Consider the following 21477-nt stretch of genomic DNA (forward strand, 5'->3'; position numbering starts at 1 on the left):
GGCCTTTCGGGAGGGGGCGGGTCAGTGGGTGAGGCCGTAGTGCAGCGCGGGGTCGAGGTGCTCGATGTCGACGAGGCGGTTGTACTTCGCGACCCTCTCGCCGCGCGCGGGGGCGCCAGATTTGATCTGCCCGACTCCGGTTCCCACCGAGAGATCGGCGATGAAGGTGTCGAGGGTCTCACCGGAGCGGTGGGAGACCATGCAGCGCATGCCGGCGTCGTGCGCGGCCGCGATCGCGTCGAGGGTGCCGGTGATGGTGCCGATCTGATTGGGCTTGATGAGTGCGGCATTGGAGTAGCCGTTGCGGGCTCCGTCGCGGATGCGGTCGGCGTCGGTGACGTAGAGGTCGTCTCCCACGAGCTGCACCCGGTCGCTGATGGTGTGGGCGAGGAGGGCCCAGCCCTCGTGGTCGTCCTCGGCGAAGCCGTCCTCGATGCTGCGGATCGGGTAGTCGGCGATCAGCTTCTCGTAGTAGCGGGCGAGTGCGTCGCGGTCGAGGTCGGTGCCGGCGACGGTGTAGTGGCCGTCGCCGTGGAAGAAGCCGTTCGCGGCGGGATCCATCGCGATCGCGATGTCACCGGTGCCGGGCTGGTATCCGGCGTCGGTGATCGCTGCGACGAGGAGGTCCAGGGCGTCTTCGGGCCGGTCGATGGGGGGCGCGAAGCCGCCCTCGTCGCCGAGCCCGGAGGTGCCGTAGGCGGTGCGGACGCGGGCGGCGAGGGCGTGATAGATCTCGGCGCCGACCTGCACGGCCTCCTCCTCGGTGCCGGCGGAGACGGGGGCGATCATGAACTCTTGGAAGTCGAGGCCGTTCGCGGCGTGCGCGCCGCCGTTGATGACGTTGAAGTGCGGGACGGGCAGGGAGGCGGTCGCCCCGGTGTGGTCGGCGATCCACCGGTGCAGGGGCAGGCCGGTGCGCGCTGCGAAGGCGCGGGCGGCCGCGATGGAGACGGCGACGACGGAGTTCGCTCCGAGGCGGGCGAGGTTCGCGGTTCCATCCAGTGCTCGCAGCGCTTCGTCGATCTCGCGAAGCGAGGTCCAGGAGTGCTCGAGCAGGAGGGCGCGGATCTCGCCGTCGACGGCCGCGACAGCGGAGCGGACTCCGCGTCCGCCGAACGCGGGGCCGCCGTCGCGCAGCTCGACCGCTTCGAACGCGCCGGTCGAGGCGCCCGCGGGGGCGGAGGCGTCCAGGACGGTGTCGTCGTCCAGGCGCAGGGTGACAGCGACGGTCGGGAAGCCGCGGGAGTCGAGGATCTGCCGTGCGGCGACGTCGGCGATGACCAGCGGGTGTCCGGCGGGGTGGGTGACGTACTCGCCCGATCCGTGGATGCTGGTGCGGGTGTGGCTGATGTAGGCGTTCATCAGGTTCCTCCTTCGTGGGCGAGCGTGATCGCCGCCCGGTCGGCTCTTGCGGGGTCGAGGTAGCGTCCGCTCCTCGAGATCGGTGTCCCGGAGGGCCCGGTGTCGTACAGGTACGGCTGACCCGTCGGGATGTTCAGATCGCGGACCGCGGCATCGCCGAGGTCCTCGAGAAGGGCGCGCAGCGCGCGCAGGGAGTTGCCGTGCCCGACGATGAGCACCGTCTCGCCCTCCTCGAGGGCGGGCAGGATGCGCTCCTCGAGGAGCGGCTGCAGTCGGTGGACGACGTCGCGCAACGACTCCGTCTCCGTCATCGCCTCGGCCGGCTGCCCACGGAACGCCGCAGACGTGTGCAGCTGCGCGAAGGCGGCGGGGGACAGAGCAGGCGGGCGGACGTCCATCGACCGGCGCCACTCCAGGAAGGCGTTGGCCCCGTACCGGGCTCTGACGACGCTCTTCGACAGGCCGGTGAGCGCTCCGTAGTCGCGCTCGTTCAGCCGCCACTGGGCCGCGACGATCCGCGGCCGCCCTGGAAGGGCGCCGACGATGATCCGGGCCGATTCGGTGGAGCGTTGCAGGGTCGACGTGAGGATCAGATCGGGGTCGATCGATGCGTCCCTCAGCAGCGTCGCGGCCTGTCGCGCTTCGTCACGTCCGAGGTCGGTGAGGGGGACGTCGAGGACGCCGCAGAAGAGACCGTCGGCGTTGCCGGTGCTCTCACCGTGGCGCACGAGGACGAGCGGGGGATGCGCGGGCACGGGTCACCTACCTGGTCTCTGATCGAGAAGGTAGGAACCATCAGCCTCGGCGGCAGTTCGGGCTCACGCCCGGGCGGGATCCATCGCCACTGCCGTCAGCTTACGCCCGCACCTCGGTCAGGACCAGGGCAGCGGCTCCGAATCATCGACCGGGGAGAGGGGGATCATGAGGACCGGCCGGTGCTGACGGTGAGAAGCAGCCCCGGCGCAAGGGGGTCTGGAATCGTCGTCGGCGCGGTTCACTCAGTGCATGGATGGTCTGCCTCTCGTTGTTCTCGTCGTCGTCTTCCTCGCCGCCGCCGCAGTGGTGTGGATCGCCGGCATCCAGTTGTCGAAGGCGACGGACGTTCTGGACGCGCGTCTGCACCTGGGGAGTGCGCTGGGCGGTCTGATCGTCCTCGCCGTCGCGACGAACCTGCCGGAGATCGCGATCACCGTGTCCGCCGCGCTCTCCGGGAACCTGGACGTCGCGGTCGGCAACATCCTCGGCGGCATCGCACTGCAGACCGTGGTCCTCGTCGTCCTCGACCTGTTCGGCAAGCGCGGGAAAGGTGCGAAGCCGCTCACCTACCGTGCCGCGTCCCTCACACTCGTGCTCGAGGGGCTCGTGGTCGTCGCGGTGCTCGCCGTCGTCATCGCCGGCAGTCAGCTGCCCTCCGGGCTGGAAGTGCTGCGCCTGACCCCGGACGTCGTCCTCATCGCCGGCCTCTGGGTCGTGGGGCTGCTGCTCGTGCAGCGCTCCGGCAAGCACCTCCCCTGGCACGAGGACGGGCGGGCCCCCGACGCGACAGCATCCCCCGCGAAGAAGAAGACGCACCCGATGAGCACACGCAAGGCGACCATCGTGTTCACGATCTCCGCCGCGGCGACCCTCCTCGCCGGTGTCGTGCTCGAGCGCGCCGGTGACGCGGCATCCTCGCAGCTCGGTCTCTCAGGGGTGCTGTTCGGAGCCACCGTGCTCGCTCTCGCCACCTCCCTCCCCGAGATCTCGACCGGGCTGCAAGCCGTCAAGCAGGGCGACGACAACCTCGCCATCAGCGACATCTTCGGCGGCAACGCCTTCCTCCCCGTGCTGTTCCTCGTCGCCACCGTCCTCTCCGGCACCGCAGTCCTCCCGCAGGCGAACTCGTCCGACATCTACCTCACCGCTCTCGCCGCCCTGCTCACCCTCGTCTACGTCGTCGGACTGATCTTCCGACCCACCCGGCGCATCGCCGGCATGGGAGTCGACTCGTTGATCGTGCTCGCGCTCTACACCGTCGGCATCGCCGGGCTCTTCGCCATCACCGCGAAGTGACGTCCGTGCCGCCGTGTGCAGAGGCGACCACTCCGGTTCGGCCCGGCCCGGCCGTGCACCGGTCAGCGCATCTCGTGCGCGATCTCCAGGAACGCCGCCGCGGACGACCCGATGCGATCGGACCAGATGGCGCGGAGGGGTCGCACGAGTGCTGGTCCGCGGAGGGGCACTCGTATCAGTGAGCGCGCGGCGAGATCTGCTTCGACGGTGAGGATGCTCATGACTGCGGGCGCGATGCCGGCGCGGGCGTTCGCTCGGATGATCGCCGTCGTCTCCAGGATCGCGGCGGGAGTCGTGGGTGCGAGCCCGGCGTCGTGGAGCCATGCTTCGAGGGTCGTCCGGGTGCCGGAGCCTTCCTCTCGTGTCAGCAGTGCAGTCCCGGCCACATCCTCGGCGCCGATACTCGCCGCGCGTGCCCAGGGGTGGTCCGGTGCGACGACGACAGCGAGTTCGTCCTCCGTGACCACGTGAGAGGAGAGCGTGGCCGTGGACGCCGGTGTCTCGACGAATCCGAGCTGCGCCGCACCGGATCGCACGAGCTCGGTGACCGTGGCTGAATTGCCGGCGATCAGCTGCACACTCACCTCGGGTGTGCGCTGTCGGAATTCGAGGAGCCAGCGTGGGAGCAGCAGTTCGGCGATCGTCTGCGACGCCGCGAGGACCAGTGAGCCGGTCGGTTGTCGCAGTGCCGCCGCGCCCGCCTCGAGGCGGCGGGACGCCTCGAGGACCGGGCCGGCCAGCTCGAGCACGAGCCGACCCGCGTCGGTCATCAGGGACCCGGTCGGAGAGCGGCGCACGAGCGGCTGCCCGATGGCGCGCTCCGCGACCCGCAGACGCGCCGAGACGGCCTGCTGGGTGACGCCGAGGTCTTCGGCGGCGCGGGAGAGCGAGCCCGCCTCGGCGATGCGTTCGAGCACCTCCAGCGTGTCGAGATCCAGGATCCGGTCCGTCAGTCGCCGCGTCGCCACAAGCACTCATTGTGCCCCGCCAACACGATCGCTGTATCGGCTGGGGACGGCGATGCTCAGGCTGGAGTCATGACAACTCTCGCCCCCGCCCGCGCATCTTCCTCGATCGGGCATCCTCCGCGGTCGAGGCGCTTGTTCCGGGAGCTGGAGCATCCGGGACTGATCGTGTCGAACCTGACGCCGAACTGGTTCGCGTCGATCATGGGCACCGGCATCGTCGCGGTCGCCGCCGCGTCCCTGCCACTCCAGTTCCCCGGACTGCGTACCGCAGCCACCGTCGTCTGGGCGATCGCCGCACTGCTGCTCGTCGCGCTGACGGTCGCGACCGGGCTGCACTGGGTCCGCTACCGCGGTACAGCGATGAGGCACCACCTGAATCCGGTCCTCTCGCACTTCTACGGCGCGCCGCCCATGGCGTTCCTCACCGTCGGCGCGGGAACCCTCCTCCTCGGCAAGGACTGGATCGGCCTGCCCGCCGCTGTCACCATCGACTGGGTGCTCTGGGGTGCGGGGACTCTCGGCGGGCTGGTGACGGCGGTCCTGGTGCCCTACCTCGCGTTCACCCGGCACGAGAACAAGCCCGATTCGGCGTTCGGCGGCTGGCTGATGCCGATCGTTCCGCCGATGGTGTCCGCTTCCACCGGCGCACTGCTGCTGCCGTACGCGCCCGCCGGGCAGGCGCGGGAGACGCTCCTGTGGTCCTGCTACGGCTTCTTCGGCCTCAGCCTGGTCGCGTCGCTGGTGGTGATCACCCTGATCTGGAACCGGCTCGCGCAGCACAAGGTCGGAGCAGCGGGGATGGTGCCGACGCTGTGGATCGTCCTCGGTCCGGTCGGACAGTCGATCACCGCTGTGAATCTGCTCGCCTCGAACGCGCCCACCGTCGTCGACGCCGGCACGGCGCGTGCGCTGCTGGTCGTGGCTCTGGTGTACGGCTTCGCGATGCTCGGCTTCGCACTGCTCTGGACCGTCATCGCTCTCGCGATCACTCTCCGCACCGCGAAGGAGCACCTGCCGTTCAGTCTGACGTGGTGGTCGTTCACGTTCCCCGTCGGCACCTGCGTCACCGGACTGAACGGCCTCGCCCTGCACTCCGGTCTCACGGTCGTCGCCGGCCTCGCCGTGCTCTACTACGTCGGCCTGGTCGCCGCGTGGATCTTCGTCGCCGCCCGCACCTTCCACGGTTCCGTGATCCGCGGCACCCTGCTCGCACCCCCGCGACCGGCCTGACCGGGATCGAGGACCATCGTGGATGTCGGAACCCTGAACGCCCTCGCCGAGACCTGGCGGAGTACCGCGGACGGGACCGGACGCTTCGTTCCGGGCTTCGATCCCCGCTCCGGCGGCACCGCCAGTCGCGTCCTGGTGCTGATGCAGTCACCCGGCCCTCGGACGATCGCCGCGGGATCCGCTGCCGTCTGCAGCGAAGACAACCTCGGGCCCACCGCCGCCGCGTTCCGGGCGGCCCGCATCGAGTCCGGACTCCCCCGCGACCACTACCTCCGATGGAACCTCATCCCGTGGGAGATCCCTGGCCGCGTCGGCCCCGCGGACATCGAGCAGGGCCGGCTCGCGCTCGGTGAGCTGCTGGAGCTGCTGCCCGCGCTCGACGCCGTCGTCACCTACGGGACCGTGGCGCTCGACGGGGTCATGCGCTACCTGACCCTGCACGATGATCCCCGTGTCGTCCCCGTCCTCGCGGCACCGCACCCCTCACCGGCCAACGGACGTCACCGCGCCGACCAGCACCTCCGCTCCGTGAACGCGCTCCGCCTCGCGAATCGTCTGGGATCCGGTCGGCGAGTCGCAGACTGACGGCATTGAAGGCAGACGTCCGCGGCTCGGTCGGCACCGGTCGTCGTGACCGATGAGGCGCTGATCTCAGACGGTCCCGGTCCGCGGACCGCTGACGGGACCGGCCTGGTCGTCCACGATGTCGACGGTGTACGCCGCGCCGTGCTCGAGCGTGTGGCCGACGGTGCACTGACGGTCGACCGCCCGGCGGGTGCGCTCGGACAGTGAGGCGATCCGCTCGGGATCGAGCGCCGACAGGTCGGCGCGGATCACGGCGGTGATCGAGTCGTAGCGGTCCTCGTTCTCGGGCTTGGTCGCGGTGATGTCGGTGGTCGCTTCGAAGTCGGCTCCGAGCCGGCTGGCGAGGAGGTGGTCCGAGGAGAGCATGCCGCAGGCGGCGAGGGCGAGGTGCAGCAGCTCGCCGGGCGAGAACACGCCGTCGGCGTCCGACCCGCCGATGCGGACCTCGGCTCCTCGCGCGTTGCGGCCGATGAAGCTTCTCGGGCCCTCGCGGGTGATGTGCAGCGGCGTGGTCTCGGTGCTCATGGTCTGCTCCTGTCCGGTGTCCGCGGCACCGCGGGCAGTGTCGGTGTCTCCTGCGGGTGGATGGTGTCTCAGGTGTCGGTGCGGACGAGAGGGGTGTTCGTACCGCGGACCCTGATGTCGACACCGGTGATCTCCGACCGGGCGATGCCCGTGGACGCCGCCAGGTCGACGGCGCGCTGCCCGGCCGCCGTCCAGGTGGCGACGGTGATCGTGCTGCCGTCCGTGCGGGTGATCACGAGTTCGTACTCCGCGTCGGCGGGCGCATCACCACTGTAGGTGCAGCTCCACTCCAGCCGGGTGCCCCACGGCTTCCCCTCGACCTGGATGTCCGCAGCGAGAGCGGGATCGGCCGCTATCGGGTCCATCGGTTCGAGGGTCGCCTCGCTCGCCACGGGAGCGCCCGCGATGCCGGTGCCCAGAGCGACCCCTCCGAAGACAGAGGCGGTGACGGCGGCCGCGACGGCGAGGGACGTCACCAGCCGGCGCCGACGTCGGCGCGTCCGGACACGGTGGGCGATGGCGGGCAGCGTCACCATCGACGGCGGCGCCTCCTCGCCGTCGTCCGATGCGCTGATGGCGAGAGCGTCCTCGACGGAGAGGCGACCGACGATGCCGGGCAGTCCTGCCAGCTCTGCCACGGCCGCGCGGCAGGCCGCGCAGCCGCTGAGGTGCTGCTCGTACTCGAGTCGCTGATCCGCGGGGAGAGCGCCGAGGACGTAGGACGCGTCCCAGTCGCGGTACTCGTCCTCCGTCGCAGAGCTTCCGTGGTGGTCGTTCATCGGGTGACGCCCCTTTCCTGCAGAGCCAGTCGCAGTCCGCGCAGTCCGTAGTGCAATCGGGATTTCGCTGTTCCCTCGGGGATGGAGTGCCGGCGGGCGATCTCGGGGACGGTGTGTCCGAGGAAGTACGCGTCCACCACGATCCGACGATGCTCCACCGACAGCGAGGCGAGAGCGTCGGCGACGAGGATGCTGTCCAGGACCGCGTCGGTGCGATCGGGGACGGCGCCGCCGCCGTCCTCGTCCTTCGCCGGCACTTCGCGTCGGCTCCGAGCGGAGCGGGCGTCGTCGATGACGAGGTTGCGGGCGACGGTGAACAGCCACGCGCGCGCGGCGTCGGCGTCGCGTTCGAGGACCTGCGGGCGCTGCCAGGCCCGGACCATCGTCTCCTGTACGACGTCCTCCGTCAGCGCCGCGTTCCGAGTGAGGTTCTGCACGAAGCGTCGCAACGCCGGGCCGTGACTCTCGTACAGCGCGGCCAGGAGCTCATCGACGGGGCGGGGCACAGTGCTCACCGCCTCGAAGCGCCACGGCGCGCTCCCTCATCTCGGTCGCTGCGATCACTGCCGGTCATCCCTTTCCGTCCTTGCCAGTCGAGAACCGGCGACCCGTCCGGGCGATGCGCATCGCTGCGCGCGGGGACGGGTCGCCGTCGCATCAGGACGCCGGGGTGGCGGTGCTCATGGCCGCGGCTTCCTTGTTCATCGTGCCGTCGGGGAGGAGGACGTACCAGGCGTCCTTCACACCCTGCCCGTTGACCTGGCCCGGTGCGGTGTCCTTCGCGAACCGGTAGACCGGCCATCCGTCGACGGTCAGCTGGGTCGTCCCGTCGGTGCGCGTGATCGAGCCGACCTCTCCGGTGATCCCGTCCGCGGCGGTCGTGCTGGACGCCGACACGGCCGGCCAGGTCGTGGCGCACTCGTCGTAGCAGCTGCTGCTGCCCGAGTTCTGCGTGTCCTTCGTGAACGTGTAGACGGTGGAGCCGGCCTCGTCCGTGATGATCTCGCCCAGCGGCGAGGACGCCGTCGTGAGAGCCGCCGTCTCAGCGGAGGCGGTCGCGGTGGCGGAGGCCGTCGCGGTGGCGGAGGGGCTGTCGGCCGGCGCTTCCGACGAGGCGGCCGAGCCGGCGGCCGTCGAACATCCGGCGAGAAGGACGGCGGCGAACGCCGCAGTCGTCACAGTGGTCGCGATTCGCTTGAGCATGATGCCTCCTGTAGTGCGGGGGCCGAGGTGGTCCCACCGAGGACACGACACAGCAGTCGCGGACGTTCAACGAGGCGAGAAGATCGCTGGGACGCTGCTGATCCAGGGCAGCACCCTGCCGCTGCTCATCCGCGCCACCGGGATCCGCGGGGTCGACGTGCCGGAGGACCAGCGCGAGCTCGCGGGCCTGCTCGACGAGATCACCGAGCAGGCGCTCGCGGTCCTCGAGAAGCCCGGCGAGGTGGTCGAGGGCGTCGACGACGTCGATCCCGCGGCGGACCCGGCCCGACGCCCGGGTCGCGACCTCAGCCCGTGGTCGTCCGCGTCATGATCGCGACGACGAACAGCCCCGCCCAGAGCGCGCCGCAGACGAGCAGCCGCAGGTTGCCCAGCACGATGTCCTCCGGCGCCGACGCCCGCCCGCGCTCGATGTCGAGGGCGTAGAGGAACAGCGCCGCACCGAACGGCACCACCGACGCCATCGACCAGAGCGAGTTCTCGCCGTTGATGAACAGCGCCCACAGCGCGTAGGAGATCATCGTCAGCGACGCGGCGACCGACCAGATGAAGCGCAGGTAGCCCGGCGTGTAGACCTTGAGGGTCGAGCGGGTGTGGCTCTCCTCCTTGCCCTCGCTCTGCAGCTTCTCGGAGTAGCGCTTGCCCGCGACCATGAACAGCGAGCCCGAGGACACCGCGAGCAGGAACCACTGCGTCAGCGGGATGTCCGCGATGGCCGCGCCCGAGATCGCGCGGAGCACGAAGCCGCCCGCCACGATCAGGATGTCGATGACGGGCTCGTGCTTGAGCCAGAGGCAGTACGAGATCTGCATCACCAGGTAGGCGGCGAGCGTCGCCGCGAACCAGGTGAAGCCGAGCAGGAAGGTGACCAGCACCGGCACGATCATCAGCACGAACGCGGCCGGCCAGGCGACCTTCAGCGGCAGCGCGCCGGACGCGATCGCGCGGAAGCGCTTCTTCGGGTGCACGCGGTCCGACTCGACGTCGAGGAGGTCGTTGAGCAGGTAGCCGCCGGAGGAGGCGAGGCTGAACGCGATCACGCCGATGACGGTCGCGACGAGGATCTCGGGCTCGAGGATGCGCGCGGCGGCGACCGGAGCGGCCAGCACCAGGACGTTCTTCAGCCATTGGCGCGGACGCATGGCGGCGACGAGTGCGCGGGCGGTGTTCACGACGTCTCCCTCTCGGGGGAACGGGGCCAGGAACGGCCGGATCGGGCGGGATCGGGGTGACGCGGGCCCAACCTACAATCGGGGGTGAACGCGCTCCCATCCGCCCGGATCCGCAGCGCTCACGACCGGAGCACCACGGAGGGAAGCGCATGCGGACGGCCGCGCTGTACGTCGTCTTCGCGATCCTTGCAACGGCGGTGAATCTGGGCACTCAGATGCTCGTCGAGCTCGCCGTCGACGCGGAGTGGGCCACGATCGCCGCCGTGCTCGCGGGCACCCTGACGGGGGTGATCGCCAAGTACGTGCTCGACAAGCGCTTCATCTTCAAGCACGAGACGATGAATGCGGCGCACGGGCTGAGGACGTTCCTCCTCTACGGCGTGATGAGCGGCGTGACGACCCTGATCTTCTGGGGCTTCGAGTTCGGCTTCGACTACCTCTTCGGCACCGACTTCGCCCGCTACACCGGCGCCGTCATCGGCCTGGCCATCGGCTACGTCGCCAAGTACCACCTCGACAAGAACGTCACGTTCTCCGGCCCGCGAGAGGAGCCCGCATGACCACACCCGTCTCCTCCTGGGGCCTGCTCTCGCGCGACGAGCACCGCGTCACCCGGATCACGAGCGTCGAGCAGGCGCAGGCCGCGCTGGCCGCGGGCGACAGCGGCATCGCCTACGGGCTCGGCCGCAGCTACGGCGACGTCGCGCTCAACGGCGGCGGCCGGATCTGGGACTTCAGCGGCTTCGACCGCCTGCTGGCCTTCGACGACGAGACCGGCGTGCTGCGGGCAGAGCCGGGCGTGCTGCTGCGCGACGTGCAGGCCGTCTTCGCGCCGCGCGGCTGGATGCTGCCGGTCACCCCCGGCACCAAGAACGTCACCCTCGCCGGCGCGATCGCGAACGACGTGCACGGCAAGAACCACGCCTCCGCCGGCACGATCGGCCGGCACGTGCGCTCCTTCACACTCCTGCGCAGCGACGGGTCGTCCTCGCGCTGCACGCCCACCGAGAACGTCGAGCTGTTCCAGGCGACGATCGGCGGCCTCGGGCTGACCGGGCTGATCGTCGAGGTCGAGCTCGGGCTCGCGCGCGTCCCCGGGCCGTGGCTCGTCAGCGAGGACGTGCCCTTCCAGACCCTCGAGGGGTACCTCGATCTCGTGCACGAGTCGATGGACGTCTTCGAGCACACCGTCGCCTGGATCGACGTGACCACGGGCGGTGGGCGACGCGGGGTCTACTCGCGCGCGGACAGCACGGCCGCCCCGGAGCTGCCGGAGACCCGGCCGGGCTCGCTGAAGGTGCCGTTCGCCTTCCCGCTGTCGGTCGTCAACCGCGCCACGCTGCCGCTGCTCAACCGCGCCTACTACCGCCTGAAGGCGACCCGCGCCCGCCGCTCGGTGCAGCACTACGAGCAGTTCAGCTACCCGCTCGACGCGATCGAGGGCTGGAACACGATGTACGGCCCGCGCGGCTTCTACCAGTACCAGAGCACCGTGCCGTGGGAGGGGGCGCTCGAGACGACCCGCGAGATGCTCGCGCTGATCGCGGCCTCGGGCACCGGCTCCTTCCTCGGCGTGCTGAAGACCTTCGGGGCGCTGGAGTCGCCGGGCCTGCTGAGCTTCCCGGCGCCCGGGGTCTGCTTCGCGCTCGACTTCCCGAACACGCCCGTCGCGCTGCCGCTGTTCGAGCGCCTCGACGCGCTGGTGCTCGCCACGGGCGGCCGGCTGTACCCGGCGAAGGACGCGCGCATGTCGCGCGAGATGTTCGAGGCCGGCTTCCCGCGCCTCGCCGAATTCGCCCTCCAGCGCGACCCGGGGATCTCCTCCGGCTTCTCGCGCCGAGTCCTCGGGAGCTGACGTGAGCACTGGTACCCCCTCCAAGATCGTCGTGGTCGGAGCGACCTCCGCCATCGCCGAGCACACGCTGCGGCTGTGGCTGGGCACGGGCGCGCGCTCGGCTCTGCTGGTCGGCCGCGACGCCGGCCGGCTGGAGGCGCTGGCGACGGACCTGCGCGTGCGCTTCCCCGCGGCCGCGCTGTCGGTGGCCGCTGTCGACCTGACCGACCCCGCCGCGATCTCCTCCGTCGTCGCGACCTCGCTCGAGGGCGGCGCCCCCGACACCGTGCTGATCGCCCACGGCGCGATGACGACCCAGGACGAGGCGTCCGCCGACCTCGCCGTCGCCCGCGACGTGCTCGTCGTCACCGGGGTCTCGGTGGTCCTCTGGATGGAGGCGTACGCCAACGCGCTGACCTCCGGCAGCATCGGTGTGATCGGCTCCGTCGCCGGTGACCGGGGCCGCAAGACCAACTACGTCTACGGCTCCGCCAAGGGCCTCGTCGAGCGCTTCGCCCAGGGCCTGCAGCACCGCCTGGCCGGCTCGCGCCTGTCCGTCGTGCTGATCAAGCCCGGCCCGACCGACACCCCGATGACCGCCTCGCTCAAGCAGAGCGGAGCCTCGCTGGCCCCGGTCGACTCCGTCGCGAAGGACGTCGCCGCCGCCATGGCCTCCGGCCGCGCCGTCGCCTACGCCCCGGCCAAGTGGCGCGTCATCATGACGGTGATCCGCCTGCTGCCGTCCCCGATCTTCAACCGCCTGAACATCTGACGCGGGGTCTCGATACGCCCCTTCGGGGCTACTCGACCAGCATGCAGCGCCGGGCATGCCGACCCGCGCCGTCCATGCATTCCCGGGCATGCCTCCTTCATGCTGATCGAGTAGCCCGCGGAGCGGGCGTATCGAGATCCACCAGCGTCAGCAGTCCGGTCGACCGAGAAGCCGCCGCAACGTTATACATCGGCCCGATGTGTAACATCGAGCGCGCAACGGGAGCCGGAGCGGCGTCTCCCCGCGGAATCACCTCCGGAAGGGGGATCTGCAAGGGGGTCCGCCGCAGACGGCCGCGTTCTACGCTCGGCGCATGCCCCTCCGCAGTGCTGCGAGTGCCCCCGCCGTCCTTCCGCAGATCGCCGCGCCTCGCGCTCGACAGCGGGCCGCGGCCGAGGTGCTCGGGCACGTCGTGGTCGCCCTGGCGGTCGGGTCGGCGCTGCTGCTGCTGGCGTCGGCGAGCGTCGCGGGGCTGCCGTTCCTGCCCGGTGGGGGCCGCGTGCCTCCGTTCGAGGCGTGGTCGCTGATGCGGACCTCGGCGACGGTGCAGATCGGCGCCGCGGTGCTCGCCGCCGGCCTCGCCGCGCTCGCGCGGGCGGGCGGCTGCCGTGTCCGCGCCGACCGCTGGTGCCTCGTCGCCGCCCTCAGCGCCGCCGCCGGCGCCGTGCTGCTGTCGGCCCCGCCGCTCTGACGCCGCCGAGGCGTCCTCGAACGGTCGAGACGTCCAGGTGGAACGGGACGCCTCGACCGGAACGGGACGCCTCGGCGAGCGCCCCTACGCCGGCGCGCCGATCGTCGAGTCCTCGTAGTCCTCCGTGAGGCCGTGGGGCGTCTTCTCCCACTTGTGCGGGCTGAAGACGATCTGCCAGGCCGCGCGCCAGGCCGAGATGGAGTGCAGCACCCAGTAGACGGGGTTCAGGATCGCGAACGCCGCGACCCGCCAGTTGTAGCGCTTCCAGGCCGCGATCCCCGAGACGACGATCATCAGCGTGTTCGAGAAGAGCATGTTCGTCGTCCCCGCGACGATCAGCCACTCCGGCAGATCCAGCCCCAGGAACTGCACGCCGATGTAGGTGATCACGGTGAAGCCGAGCACCAGCGGGTAGAGCAGGAACGCGACCGGCGTCCCCATGATCAGCGCCACCAGGCTCAGCGAGCCCAGCACCCCGTTCACCTTGAACCAGCGGATCGGGTGCCGAGTGTTCACGCCCGCGGTCATCATGTAGCCCTTGATCCAGCGGGTGCGCTGCTTGATCCACGCGGGGACCTCGGCGCACGCCTCCTCCCAGGTGTTGGAGTCGACGACGCCCACCCGGTAGCCGTGCGCGGCCACGCGCAGGCCGAGGTCCGCGTCCTCCGTCACGTTGTACGGGTCCCAGGCGCCGAGCTCGCGCAGCACGCGCGTCTCGAAGTGGTTCGAGGTGCCGCCGAGCGGGATCGGCAGGTGCGACTGGTCCAGGCCCGGCAGCATCGCGCCGAACCAGTGCGCGTACTCGACCGCGAACATCCGGGTGAGCACGTTGTAGTCGGCGTTGAAGTAGCTCAGCGCCCCCTGCAGGCAGACGAGCTGCTTCTGCTCCGGATCCACGTGCTCGCGCTCGAACGCGTCCTCGCGGAACAGCCGCACGCACTTGCGCAGCTGGTCGGGGTCGGGCCGGTCCTCGGCGTCGTAGATCACCACGAACTCGCCCCGGGCGAAGCTGAGCCCGTAGTTGCAGGCGCGCGGCTTGGTCTGCGGGCCGCCCGGGGGCACGATCACCATCCGCACGTACTCCGGCGGGCTCATCCGGCGCACCGCCGAGATCGTCTCGTCGTCGTCGGCCTCGAGCAGCACGAGCACCTCGAGCTTGGCCTTCGGGTAGTCGAGGGCGCCGATGTTCACCAGCAGCTTGCTGATGATGTTGGCCTCTTTGTAGGCGGGGATGAGGATCGTGTAGATCGGCAGCTCGTCGTCCGTCATCCGCGGCGGCGAGACGTCCAGCCCGCGGCGGCCGCGCTCGAGCGCCACCTCCTCCTCCCACGCGCGCACCGAGCTCTGGTTGAGCGGCGCGCGCAGGCCGGCCAGCGCCTTGAAGGCGATGTTCATCAGGAAGAGCAGGTTCGCCGAGGCGAGCACGATCACGAAGGTGAGGCTCGGCGCCAGCACCGCGCCGACGATCACGATCGCAGCGACGACGAGCGGAGTGATCACCTGCCAGCGGCGCAGCCCCGACTTGGCCGACTCGTCGCCGCTCTGCACCGCGAGCGAGTCGGCCGCGCCGAAGAGCAGCGCGGCACGGCAGGCGCTCTCGACGGCCTGGAAGATGTCCCAGTCGGTCGTGGTGCGCACGGTGACCACGTCGACCTCGAGCATCTCCCGCGCCTCGGCGAGCATCGCCTCGGTCGGCGGCACGGAGGTCGCGATCACGCCGGTCCCGTCGGGCAGCACCCGCCAGGGCACCCAGCCCGCGCCGACCAGGGTGGAGGCGCCGATGCGGGCCAGCAGCGCGGCTCCCGGCGGCTCCTCGACCAGGTCGAGCATCGGCGCGTCCCACTGCTCGGCGAGCGCGCCGTACATCTCGCGCCGGGTCACGGCGCCGTCGATGACGAGGTGCCGGCCGAGCAGGCCGCCCTCGCGCTCCTGACGGCGCAGCGCCTCGTCGAGCTGCTCGGCCGTGATCAGTCCGCGCGAGAGCAGGATCTCGCCCACCCGGGGCGTCGTCGTCGCCATGGTCAGCCTCCGAGCCGCTCGTAGATGACGTAGATCCCCTGCGCGAACACCGGCCGGTAGCGGGTGTCGAAGGAGGAGTCGCGGGTGATCGCGTCGTAGACGAGGTCGGCGACGCCGGTCTCGCTCAGCTCGGGGGCGTCCGCAGTGGTCACGAAGACCCACTTCGCGTGCGTGTACGGGGCGGCGAGCGCCTCGTCGAACAGCTCGCCGGCCGAGCGGTTGTAGTACTCGGCGAGCGGCACGCCGATCTCGGGCAGCAGCGCGTTGCCGGCCGCGCTCTCGTCGATCAGGATGCCGCCGCCGTCGTAGTTCTCGCTCAGGAACCGGGCCGCCGCGGTCGCACCGGACGCCTCCTTGATCGAGACGTAGCCGGTCGCCTCCGCGATGACCGCGTTGCGGTCCAGGTCCTGCACCCACCAGGCCGTCTGCGCGCCGAGCAGCACCAGCACGAGGCCGAGCGCGCCCGCGCCGATCCGGGGCACCCGCCGCAGCGCGTCGACCAGCACGGCACCGAGCACCGCGAGGAACGGCAGCACCGACAGCGCGTAGCGGTTGTTCCACCAGTTCGTCGGCAGGGTCTGGTCGTTGTTCATGTGCGTCTGGCCGAGGTAGAGGCTCAGCAGCGAGAAGGCGTAGGAGACGATCATCAGCCAGATCACGAGGGCGTCGTCCGAGATCCCGCGCCGCCAGGCCAGCACCAGCGCACCGGCCAGGCCGAGCGCGACCGTCAGCAGACCCGAGGTCTCGAGGACCGCCCAGTTGTACGACCAGAGCGCGAGTCCCGCGTTGCCCTGGTAGGCGAGCAGCCCCGCGTCGGCGACCGCCTTCTGCAGGTTCGCGGCCGAGTACTGGCCGTTCATGAACTCGAGCGGGTTGCTGTAGACCGCGAAGTTGTAGACCAGCCACCAGACGATCGCGATCAGCGGCAGGATCCCGAACGCGCTCGCCATCTTGATCGCGTAGAAGAAGGAGCGCTTCTTCCGCCAGGCGACGATCAGCACCACGAAGGTGCCGCCGAACACGAGCACCCAGCCCTCGTAGCGCGAGAGCGTCGCGGCCGCGGCGGGCAGGCCGGAGAAGACCATCATCTCGCCGGCGCTGAGGTTGCGCCGGCTGGTGACCCAGTGCGCCAGCCCGGAGAAGCAGCCGACCATCGTGACGATCAGCACCGGCTCCGTCATCGCCGTCGAGAAGGCGTAGAGCACGCCGGGGTTGGCCAGCACCAGCAGCACCGCGGTGAGCCGGCCGGCGCGCAGGTGGCCCACCCGCGCCGAGATCCGGTAGACGCCGCAGGCCGTGCCGGCCAGGCAGATCATCCCGAGCAGCCCGGCGGCCCAGCCCGTGTGCCAGAGCCAGAGCGACTGCACGAACGGGATCAGGATCAGGCTCGGCACCGGCAGCCAGACCGTGCCGAGCTGGGTGAAGCCGGGCGCCTTCGAGTCGAAGATGCGCCGCGAGATCGAGAGGTGGCTCTGGGTGTCCGCGTAGGCGAGGTTGATCCCGGAGGAGGTGGTCACCAGGCAGGCCGCGAAGCCGACCAGCAGCGAGACCACCAGGATCACGACCGTGCCGGGCACCTGCCGCCCGGTGACCGGCCGGCCGAGGCGCTCCCACGCCTCGCGCCACCAGGGGAGGCGGGCGGGCGCGCCGGCCACCGGCGGCGGGGCGGCGATCGTGCTGGTCATCCGCTCGTCAGTCGGTCGAGGAGTGGCGCGCGGCGGGGTGGTCGCCCTCCACGGCCGACGCGGAGGCAGGTGCGGGTGCGGAGTCGACGGCGGAGTCGGGGTCGACGGCCGCGGGCTCGCCGGCCGCGCGCTCCTGCGCGTCGACGTAGGCGGCGACCTTCCGCGACCGGCGGCGGCGCGCCAGCCAGCCGAGGAGGATCAGCAGGCCGATCACCACGACCGCGATCACGAACCAGATCGCGTAGGAGGAGTAGTCGTCCTTCACCTCGTCCTGCGGGGTGATCTCGTTGCTGTCGATCAGGACCGGATCGGCCTCGGCCGAGCCGGAGACCGCGAGGTTCCCGGACAGCGAGGTCCAGCCCTCCTCCGCGGCCCAGCCGGCGATCGACGACTGCAGTCCGGAGGACGCCGTCGCGTCGCCGTCGGCGCTCCAGCCGCCCAGCAGCACGATCTCGCGGCCGTCCGTCGTGAAGGCCTCGAGGGCCGCATAGGGCGCCTCGGTGCCGACGCCGTAGCTGAGGCGCGAGGCGTCGATCGCGGTGAAGGAGGCGAGGCGCAGCGGCGTCCTCAGCGCCTCGGCCTCGTCGGTCCCCGCGCCGACGACGACCCCGGAGCGGTCCGACTCGAGGAAGTCGTCGACGCCGACGACAGAGACGGCGAGGGGGTCGGCGTCGACCCGCTGCAGCGCGGTGACCAGGTCGCCGGCGCTGCGCAGCGCGTCGGCGCCGCTCGCGGAGCCGCCGAACGCGACGGCGAGCTCACCGCCGAACGCCTGCGGGAAGCGGCCGAAGCCGGGGGCCGCGGACTCGCCCCGGACGCCGGTGACACTCGAGCCCGCGCCGTCGACGAAGAACTCGATCGGCACGGAGTCGGCCGAGCCGATGCAGGCGCCGTCGCTCTCGCGCACGGCCGAGAGCGTCACCGACAGGCCGTTGGACGCGCTGAGCTGCCCGGTCGGCACCGGCAGCGTCATCGCGACGTCGGTGTCCTGGCCCAGCACCGTCGAGCCGATCAGGAAGTCGTTCCAGTAGACGTTCGCGGTCGCGGTGATCCCCTCGGGGACGGCGGAGTGGGTGCCGACGAGGTCCACCTCGACGCTCGAGACCGGCCCGCCGAACGCGGACTGCGTGATGGTCGTGTAGCTCGTCGACGCCCCGGTGCTGCCGAGGGCGATGCGCTCGGTGCCGAAGTCGGCCAGCGTGTGCTCGAGCGAGCTCGAGGGGACGACCTTCTGCGCGAGACCGGTGGTGGTCGCGCTCGAGGCGAGGCCGGCGTACTCGCTGCCGAGCGCCGCACCGGCCGCGGCGAGGTCCGCCTCCGCGCCGGTGAGGGTCAGCTCGGGCACGCCGCCGGCGTCGCCGATCGCGCTGACGACGTCGCCGTCCCCCGCCGCGAAGCGGACGATGCGGCCCTGCGCGGCGTCCAGCGCCGGACGGCCCTCGGTCGCGCTCTCCTCCGACACGGTGATCGCGGTGCCGGAGGAGTAGCGCGAGGCCAGCGAGGCAGCGGCCGAGAGGCCCGCGGCGCGCAGGGCGTCGTCGGCGCCGTCGGGCACGACGATCGAGACGCCGGTGACCGCGTCCGGGAAGAAGTCGCCGACGGTGGTCGGCGCGGTCGGGGTGCCGTCGACGACGACGCCCAGGCCGGAGACGCTCAGCACCTCGCTCCCGACCTCGCAGAGCGCACCGGCCGAGTCGCCGGAGCCCCCGAGCTGGAAGCCGACGGCGAGCACGCCGTCCACGACGTCGGAGGCCTGGACCGGCGCGTCGATCGCGGTCGCGCTGGCGGCGTCGAGCGTCTGCACGACCCGGCCCGACACGACGACCGAGAGCGTGCCGGTGAGCGGCTCGAGCGGAGCGAGCGACGCGATCACGCGGGTCGGCACGACCCCGTCGGCGACCGGGACGGTGACGAACTGCGGCTCGGAGCCGGCCGCGACCGAGACGACGGCGTCGCTCTCGAGCCCCTGGACGACGCCGCCGGTGGCCGGATCGACGAGGTCGGCGGCGGACGCGGAGGTCGCGGCGCCGAGGACGAGACCGAGGCAGAGGACCGGGACGAGGACCGGGACGAGGGCGCGTCGAGGCAGGAGCGAAGGAGCCATGGGGCGGGGTTCCGATCGGCATACGGGAGCCCGGGAGGTCCGGCGCTCGAGGATGGAGAGTGGAACGGTCGTGCACGAGGAGCGGCGGGAGACCGCGGAAGTGCGGGAGAGGACGCCCCGTTCTGGCGTCAGTCTAGGCAGTCGCCGACAGCCGATCCGGTGGTGAGCAACCGCTGCTCCGCCCCCGTCCGAGTGTCAGGCCGGCCGTAGACGAACCCCTGCACATCGGTCACTCCGAGCTCGCGCAGCACCGCGACCGTCTCCTCGTCCTCCGCCCCCTCGACGATCATCCGCACCCCGACGGCGACCGCGAACGACTGCATCGCCCGGACGATCTCGCGCTGGCGCAGCTCGGTCGTCAGATCGGCGATCAGGGCGCGGTCGAGCTTCACGACGTCGAGAGGGAACGTCGCCACGGCGAGCGCCGAGGAGCCCTCCGTCCCGAAGTCGTCCAGCGCCAGCAGCACGCCCGCGTCGCGCAGGAGCTGGGCCTGCGCGCGCAGCTCGTCCGTCGCCGCCGCGAGCGACCCCTCGCTGAGCTCGAGGCAGAACCGCAGGCCCGGGAACCGCTCGGGCACGGCGGCGAAGTACGGGCCGAGCCGCTCGGCGGCGAGCTGCTCCAGGTCCGCGTTGACGCTCATGCACTCCACCCCGGCGCCGGAGTCGCGGAAGCAGGCGGCGGCGGACATCGCCTTCTCCACCACCTGCACGGTCAGCTCGTCGAGCAGGCCGGCGTGCCGCACCGTCCGGATCAGCAGGGACGGGTCGATCCGCCCGAGCACCGGGTCCTCCAGCCGCACGAGCGCCTCGTAGGCCCAGATCCGGTCGGTGCCGAGATCGACGACGGGCTGGAAGGCGAGGTCGAGGGTGCGGTCGCGGAGGGCGCGCGACGCGACCTCGCGCACCGGGTCGGTCAGCACCGAGGTGACGTCGAGGCTGCTCGAGCGCCCCCGGCCGCTGCGGCCCCGCCCGCGCTTGAGCGCGAGCATGCTGCGGTCGGCCTCGATCACGATGGTCGTCGGGTCCGTCTCCTCGTGCGCCGAGAACGCGACGCCGACGGTCACCACCGGGGCGAGGGTGTCGCCGTCGACGGTCGCCGGCTCGCTCACCCGCTCGACCAGGGCCTGCACCCGCCGCCGCGCGTCCTCGGCCGAGTCGAGCCCGCGCAGGACCAGCGCGAACTCGTCGCCGCCGACCCGCGCGGCGACTCCGCCCTCGTCGGCCACCTCCGCGAGCCGCTCCCCGACCAGGCGCAGCATCTTGTCGCCGACGTGGTGCCCGCGGCCGTCGTTGAGGTCCTTGAAGTCGTCCAGGTCGAGGAAGAGCACCGCGATGCCCTCGAACGGCCGCCGGTCGCGGTTGGCGGCGGCGAGCGCGGACTGGAACACCCGCTGGTTCGGCAGCCCGGTCAGCGCGTCGTGGTCCACGGAGCGCCGCAGCGACTCGACGTCGTAGCGGGTGCTCAGCGTGTCCGCGCCCATGTGCGCGAGGGCGTCGAGGATCTGCTCGTCGTCGTCGTTGAAGGGGATCGCGCTCACCCGCTTCGACGCGACGACGTACCGGGTCCGGCCGTCGGGCAGGAGCATGGCGGAGGCGATCTCCCGCCCGGAGGCGGGCTCGTCGCGCACCTCGATCGCGTCCGCCTCGATCGAGGTCAGCGCGTGGCGGACGATCTTCCGCTCCGCCTGCTCCACGGTCCCCCAGGGCAGCGCGAGTGCCGCGTCGAGAACGCCGGCCAGCCGGCGCCGCACGCCGCGCACCTCGATCCGCTTCGCCACGCCGAAGACCAGCGCGCCGACCACCAGGACGACCATCGGGCTCTGCTCGATGGCGGGGTCCCCGGCCATCGCCGGCACGACCACGGCGTCGAGGAACCAGACGGCCGTGCTCAGCAGCCAGACCAGGAGGAGGTAGAAGCCGACCCGCTTGGGCGACAGGGCGCCGAAGCCCCGCTCCCACTGCATCCCCCAGCGGCCGCGCTGGCGGAGGAGGTCGACGAGCAGGATGACGGCGAGGAAGAGCGCGCTCGCCGCGAGCAGCGCGATCGGCGGCGTCAGCACGGCCCTCCCCGCCTGGAAGACGGTGACGTAGAGGAGCGCGGCGAGGGACCCCAGTCCCGTGACGTAGCCCGCGACCGCGAGGTTCCGGGTCTGCAGCAGCTGGGTGACCAGGCTCGCCGCCGTCCAGACGCCGAGCAGGCGGAACGGGTCGGCCTCCGGCTGCATGATCACGAGGAGCGTGACCGTCAGGCCGGCGACCGGCATGCCCGAGCGGCGGCCGAGGGCGATCCGGAACGCCGCGGTGAGGGCGACGGCCACGCCGAACGCGGCGACGAACGCCCAGCTGACCGGCGGCGTGATGATCAGCAGGGCCGTCGCGCGGGCGATGAGCACGAGCGCGAAGAGGCTCAGCACGCCCGCGATCGCCAGATCGAGGAGGCTCAGCTCGCGCGTACGGGGCATGGTGGCATGCTAGGCC

20 protein-coding genes and 1 riboswitch are annotated in these 21477 nt (G+C 71.5%); of the genes, 8 read left to right on the plus strand and 12 right to left on the minus strand.

Annotated elements, in window-relative coordinates:
• Positions 1 to 21 precede the first annotated feature (21 nt).
• Both eno and EDF17_RS13750 read right to left on the minus strand, forming a co-directional pair.
• Positions 22 to 1362 carry a phosphopyruvate hydratase gene (gene eno / locus EDF17_RS13745; protein ID WP_123447186.1) on the minus strand — a complete coding sequence of 447 codons (1341 nt, stop codon included), beginning with the start codon at positions 1360 to 1362 and terminating at the stop codon, positions 22 to 24.
• On the minus strand, positions 1362 to 2117 hold the full coding sequence (locus EDF17_RS13750; RefSeq protein WP_123447187.1) for a 2,3-diphosphoglycerate-dependent phosphoglycerate mutase: 756 nt from the start codon (positions 2115 to 2117) through the stop codon (positions 1362 to 1364). The genes eno and EDF17_RS13750 overlap by 1 nt, the downstream gene beginning before the upstream one ends.
• 24 nt (positions 2118 to 2141) lie before the next feature.
• Positions 2142 to 2214, minus strand: a riboswitch (Fluoride riboswitch).
• A gap of 153 nt (positions 2215 to 2367) precedes the next feature.
• On the opposite strand from EDF17_RS13750, the gene EDF17_RS13755 reads away from it, so the two are divergent.
• Complete coding sequence (locus tag EDF17_RS13755) at positions 2368 to 3414, plus strand: sodium:calcium antiporter (RefSeq protein ID WP_123447188.1); 1047 nt, start codon at positions 2368 to 2370, stop codon at positions 3412 to 3414.
• A gap of 62 nt (positions 3415 to 3476) precedes the next feature.
• On the opposite strand, the gene EDF17_RS13760 is transcribed toward EDF17_RS13755, so the two are convergent.
• A complete protein-coding gene (locus EDF17_RS13760) occupies positions 3477 to 4382 on the minus strand; it encodes a LysR family transcriptional regulator (RefSeq protein ID WP_123447189.1) in 906 nt (301 codons plus the stop codon).
• A gap of 165 nt (positions 4383 to 4547) precedes the next feature.
• Between EDF17_RS13760 and EDF17_RS13765 the strand changes: the two genes are divergently transcribed.
• Positions 4548 to 5612: a TDT family transporter gene (locus tag EDF17_RS13765; protein ID WP_243732899.1), complete on the plus strand. Its 1065-nt coding sequence runs from the start codon at positions 4548 to 4550 to the stop codon at positions 5610 to 5612.
• 18 nt (positions 5613 to 5630) lie between these two features.
• Positions 5631 to 6197, plus strand: a complete 567-nt coding sequence (locus tag EDF17_RS13770; protein ID WP_243732900.1) for a uracil-DNA glycosylase family protein — start codon at positions 5631 to 5633, stop codon at positions 6195 to 6197.
• Positions 6198 to 6263: 66 nt separating this feature from the next.
• Here EDF17_RS13770 and EDF17_RS13775 read toward each other — a convergent pair whose 3' ends face one another.
• From EDF17_RS13775 to EDF17_RS13790, 4 genes are all read right to left on the minus strand, one after another.
• A complete protein-coding gene (locus tag EDF17_RS13775) occupies positions 6264 to 6722 on the minus strand; it encodes an OsmC family protein (protein ID WP_123447192.1) in 459 nt (152 codons plus the stop codon).
• Between the two features lie 68 nt (positions 6723 to 6790).
• Positions 6791 to 7501, minus strand: a complete 711-nt coding sequence (locus EDF17_RS13780; protein WP_123447193.1) for a zf-HC2 domain-containing protein — start codon at positions 7499 to 7501, stop codon at positions 6791 to 6793.
• Positions 7498 to 8007, minus strand: coding sequence for a sigma-70 family RNA polymerase sigma factor (locus tag EDF17_RS13785; protein WP_056045897.1), 510 nt, complete (start codon positions 8005 to 8007; stop codon positions 7498 to 7500). The genes EDF17_RS13780 and EDF17_RS13785 overlap by 4 nt, the downstream gene beginning before the upstream one ends.
• A gap of 151 nt (positions 8008 to 8158) precedes the next feature.
• Positions 8159 to 8704 (minus strand): hypothetical protein, encoded by a 546-nt coding sequence (locus EDF17_RS13790; protein ID WP_123447194.1) that lies wholly within the window; start codon positions 8702 to 8704, stop codon positions 8159 to 8161.
• On the opposite strand from EDF17_RS13790, the gene EDF17_RS13795 reads away from it, so the two are divergent.
• Positions 8703 to 9035 (plus strand): hypothetical protein, encoded by a 333-nt coding sequence (locus EDF17_RS13795; protein WP_133672072.1) that lies wholly within the window; start codon positions 8703 to 8705, stop codon positions 9033 to 9035. The genes EDF17_RS13790 and EDF17_RS13795 overlap by 2 nt on opposite strands.
• On the opposite strand, the gene EDF17_RS13800 is transcribed toward EDF17_RS13795, so the two are convergent.
• A complete protein-coding gene (locus EDF17_RS13800; protein WP_123447195.1) occupies positions 9010 to 9894 on the minus strand; it encodes a decaprenyl-phosphate phosphoribosyltransferase in 885 nt (294 codons plus the stop codon). The two genes, EDF17_RS13795 and EDF17_RS13800, sit on opposite strands and share 26 nt — an antisense overlap.
• A gap of 149 nt (positions 9895 to 10043) precedes the next feature.
• Here EDF17_RS13800 and EDF17_RS13805 point away from each other — a divergent pair, with 149 nt between their 5' ends.
• The 4 genes from EDF17_RS13805 to EDF17_RS13820 all read left to right on the plus strand — a co-directional run bounded on the left by EDF17_RS13805 (position 10044) and on the right by EDF17_RS13820 (position 13191).
• On the plus strand, positions 10044 to 10454 hold the full coding sequence (locus EDF17_RS13805; RefSeq protein ID WP_123447196.1) for a GtrA family protein: 411 nt from the start codon (positions 10044 to 10046) through the stop codon (positions 10452 to 10454).
• On the plus strand, positions 10451 to 11749 hold the full coding sequence (locus EDF17_RS13810) for an FAD-binding oxidoreductase (protein ID WP_123447197.1): 1299 nt from the start codon (positions 10451 to 10453) through the stop codon (positions 11747 to 11749). The genes EDF17_RS13805 and EDF17_RS13810 overlap by 4 nt, the downstream gene beginning before the upstream one ends.
• Before the next feature lies 1 nt (position 11750).
• Positions 11751 to 12500 (plus strand): SDR family NAD(P)-dependent oxidoreductase, encoded by a 750-nt coding sequence (locus EDF17_RS13815; RefSeq protein WP_123447198.1) that lies wholly within the window; start codon positions 11751 to 11753, stop codon positions 12498 to 12500.
• 313 nt (positions 12501 to 12813) lie between these two features.
• The gene (locus EDF17_RS13820) at positions 12814 to 13191 is read left to right on the plus strand and encodes a hypothetical protein (protein WP_133672074.1); all 378 of its coding nucleotides are present in this window, start codon (positions 12814 to 12816) and stop codon (positions 13189 to 13191) included.
• An 84-nt stretch (positions 13192 to 13275) separates the two neighbouring features.
• Here EDF17_RS13820 and EDF17_RS13825 read toward each other — a convergent pair whose 3' ends face one another.
• From EDF17_RS13825 to EDF17_RS13840, 4 genes are all read right to left on the minus strand, one after another.
• Complete coding sequence (locus tag EDF17_RS13825) at positions 13276 to 15210, minus strand: glycosyltransferase (RefSeq protein ID WP_123447200.1); 1935 nt, start codon at positions 15208 to 15210, stop codon at positions 13276 to 13278.
• Positions 15211 to 15212: 2 nt separating this feature from the next.
• Complete coding sequence (locus tag EDF17_RS13830; RefSeq protein ID WP_123447201.1) at positions 15213 to 16895, minus strand: hypothetical protein; 1683 nt, start codon at positions 16893 to 16895, stop codon at positions 15213 to 15215.
• 7 nt (positions 16896 to 16902) lie between these two features.
• The gene (locus EDF17_RS13835) at positions 16903 to 18999 is read right to left on the minus strand and encodes a hypothetical protein (protein ID WP_123447202.1); all 2097 of its coding nucleotides are present in this window, start codon (positions 18997 to 18999) and stop codon (positions 16903 to 16905) included.
• Between the two features lie 128 nt (positions 19000 to 19127).
• On the minus strand, positions 19128 to 21461 hold the full coding sequence (locus EDF17_RS13840) for a bifunctional diguanylate cyclase/phosphodiesterase (protein ID WP_123447203.1): 2334 nt from the start codon (positions 21459 to 21461) through the stop codon (positions 19128 to 19130).
• Positions 21462 to 21477 lie beyond the last annotated feature (16 nt).

The sequence above is a fragment of the Rathayibacter sp. PhB1 genome (assembly GCF_004362935.1).
In the GTDB taxonomy this organism is placed as follows: domain Bacteria; phylum Actinomycetota; class Actinomycetes; order Actinomycetales; family Microbacteriaceae; genus Rathayibacter; species Rathayibacter festucae.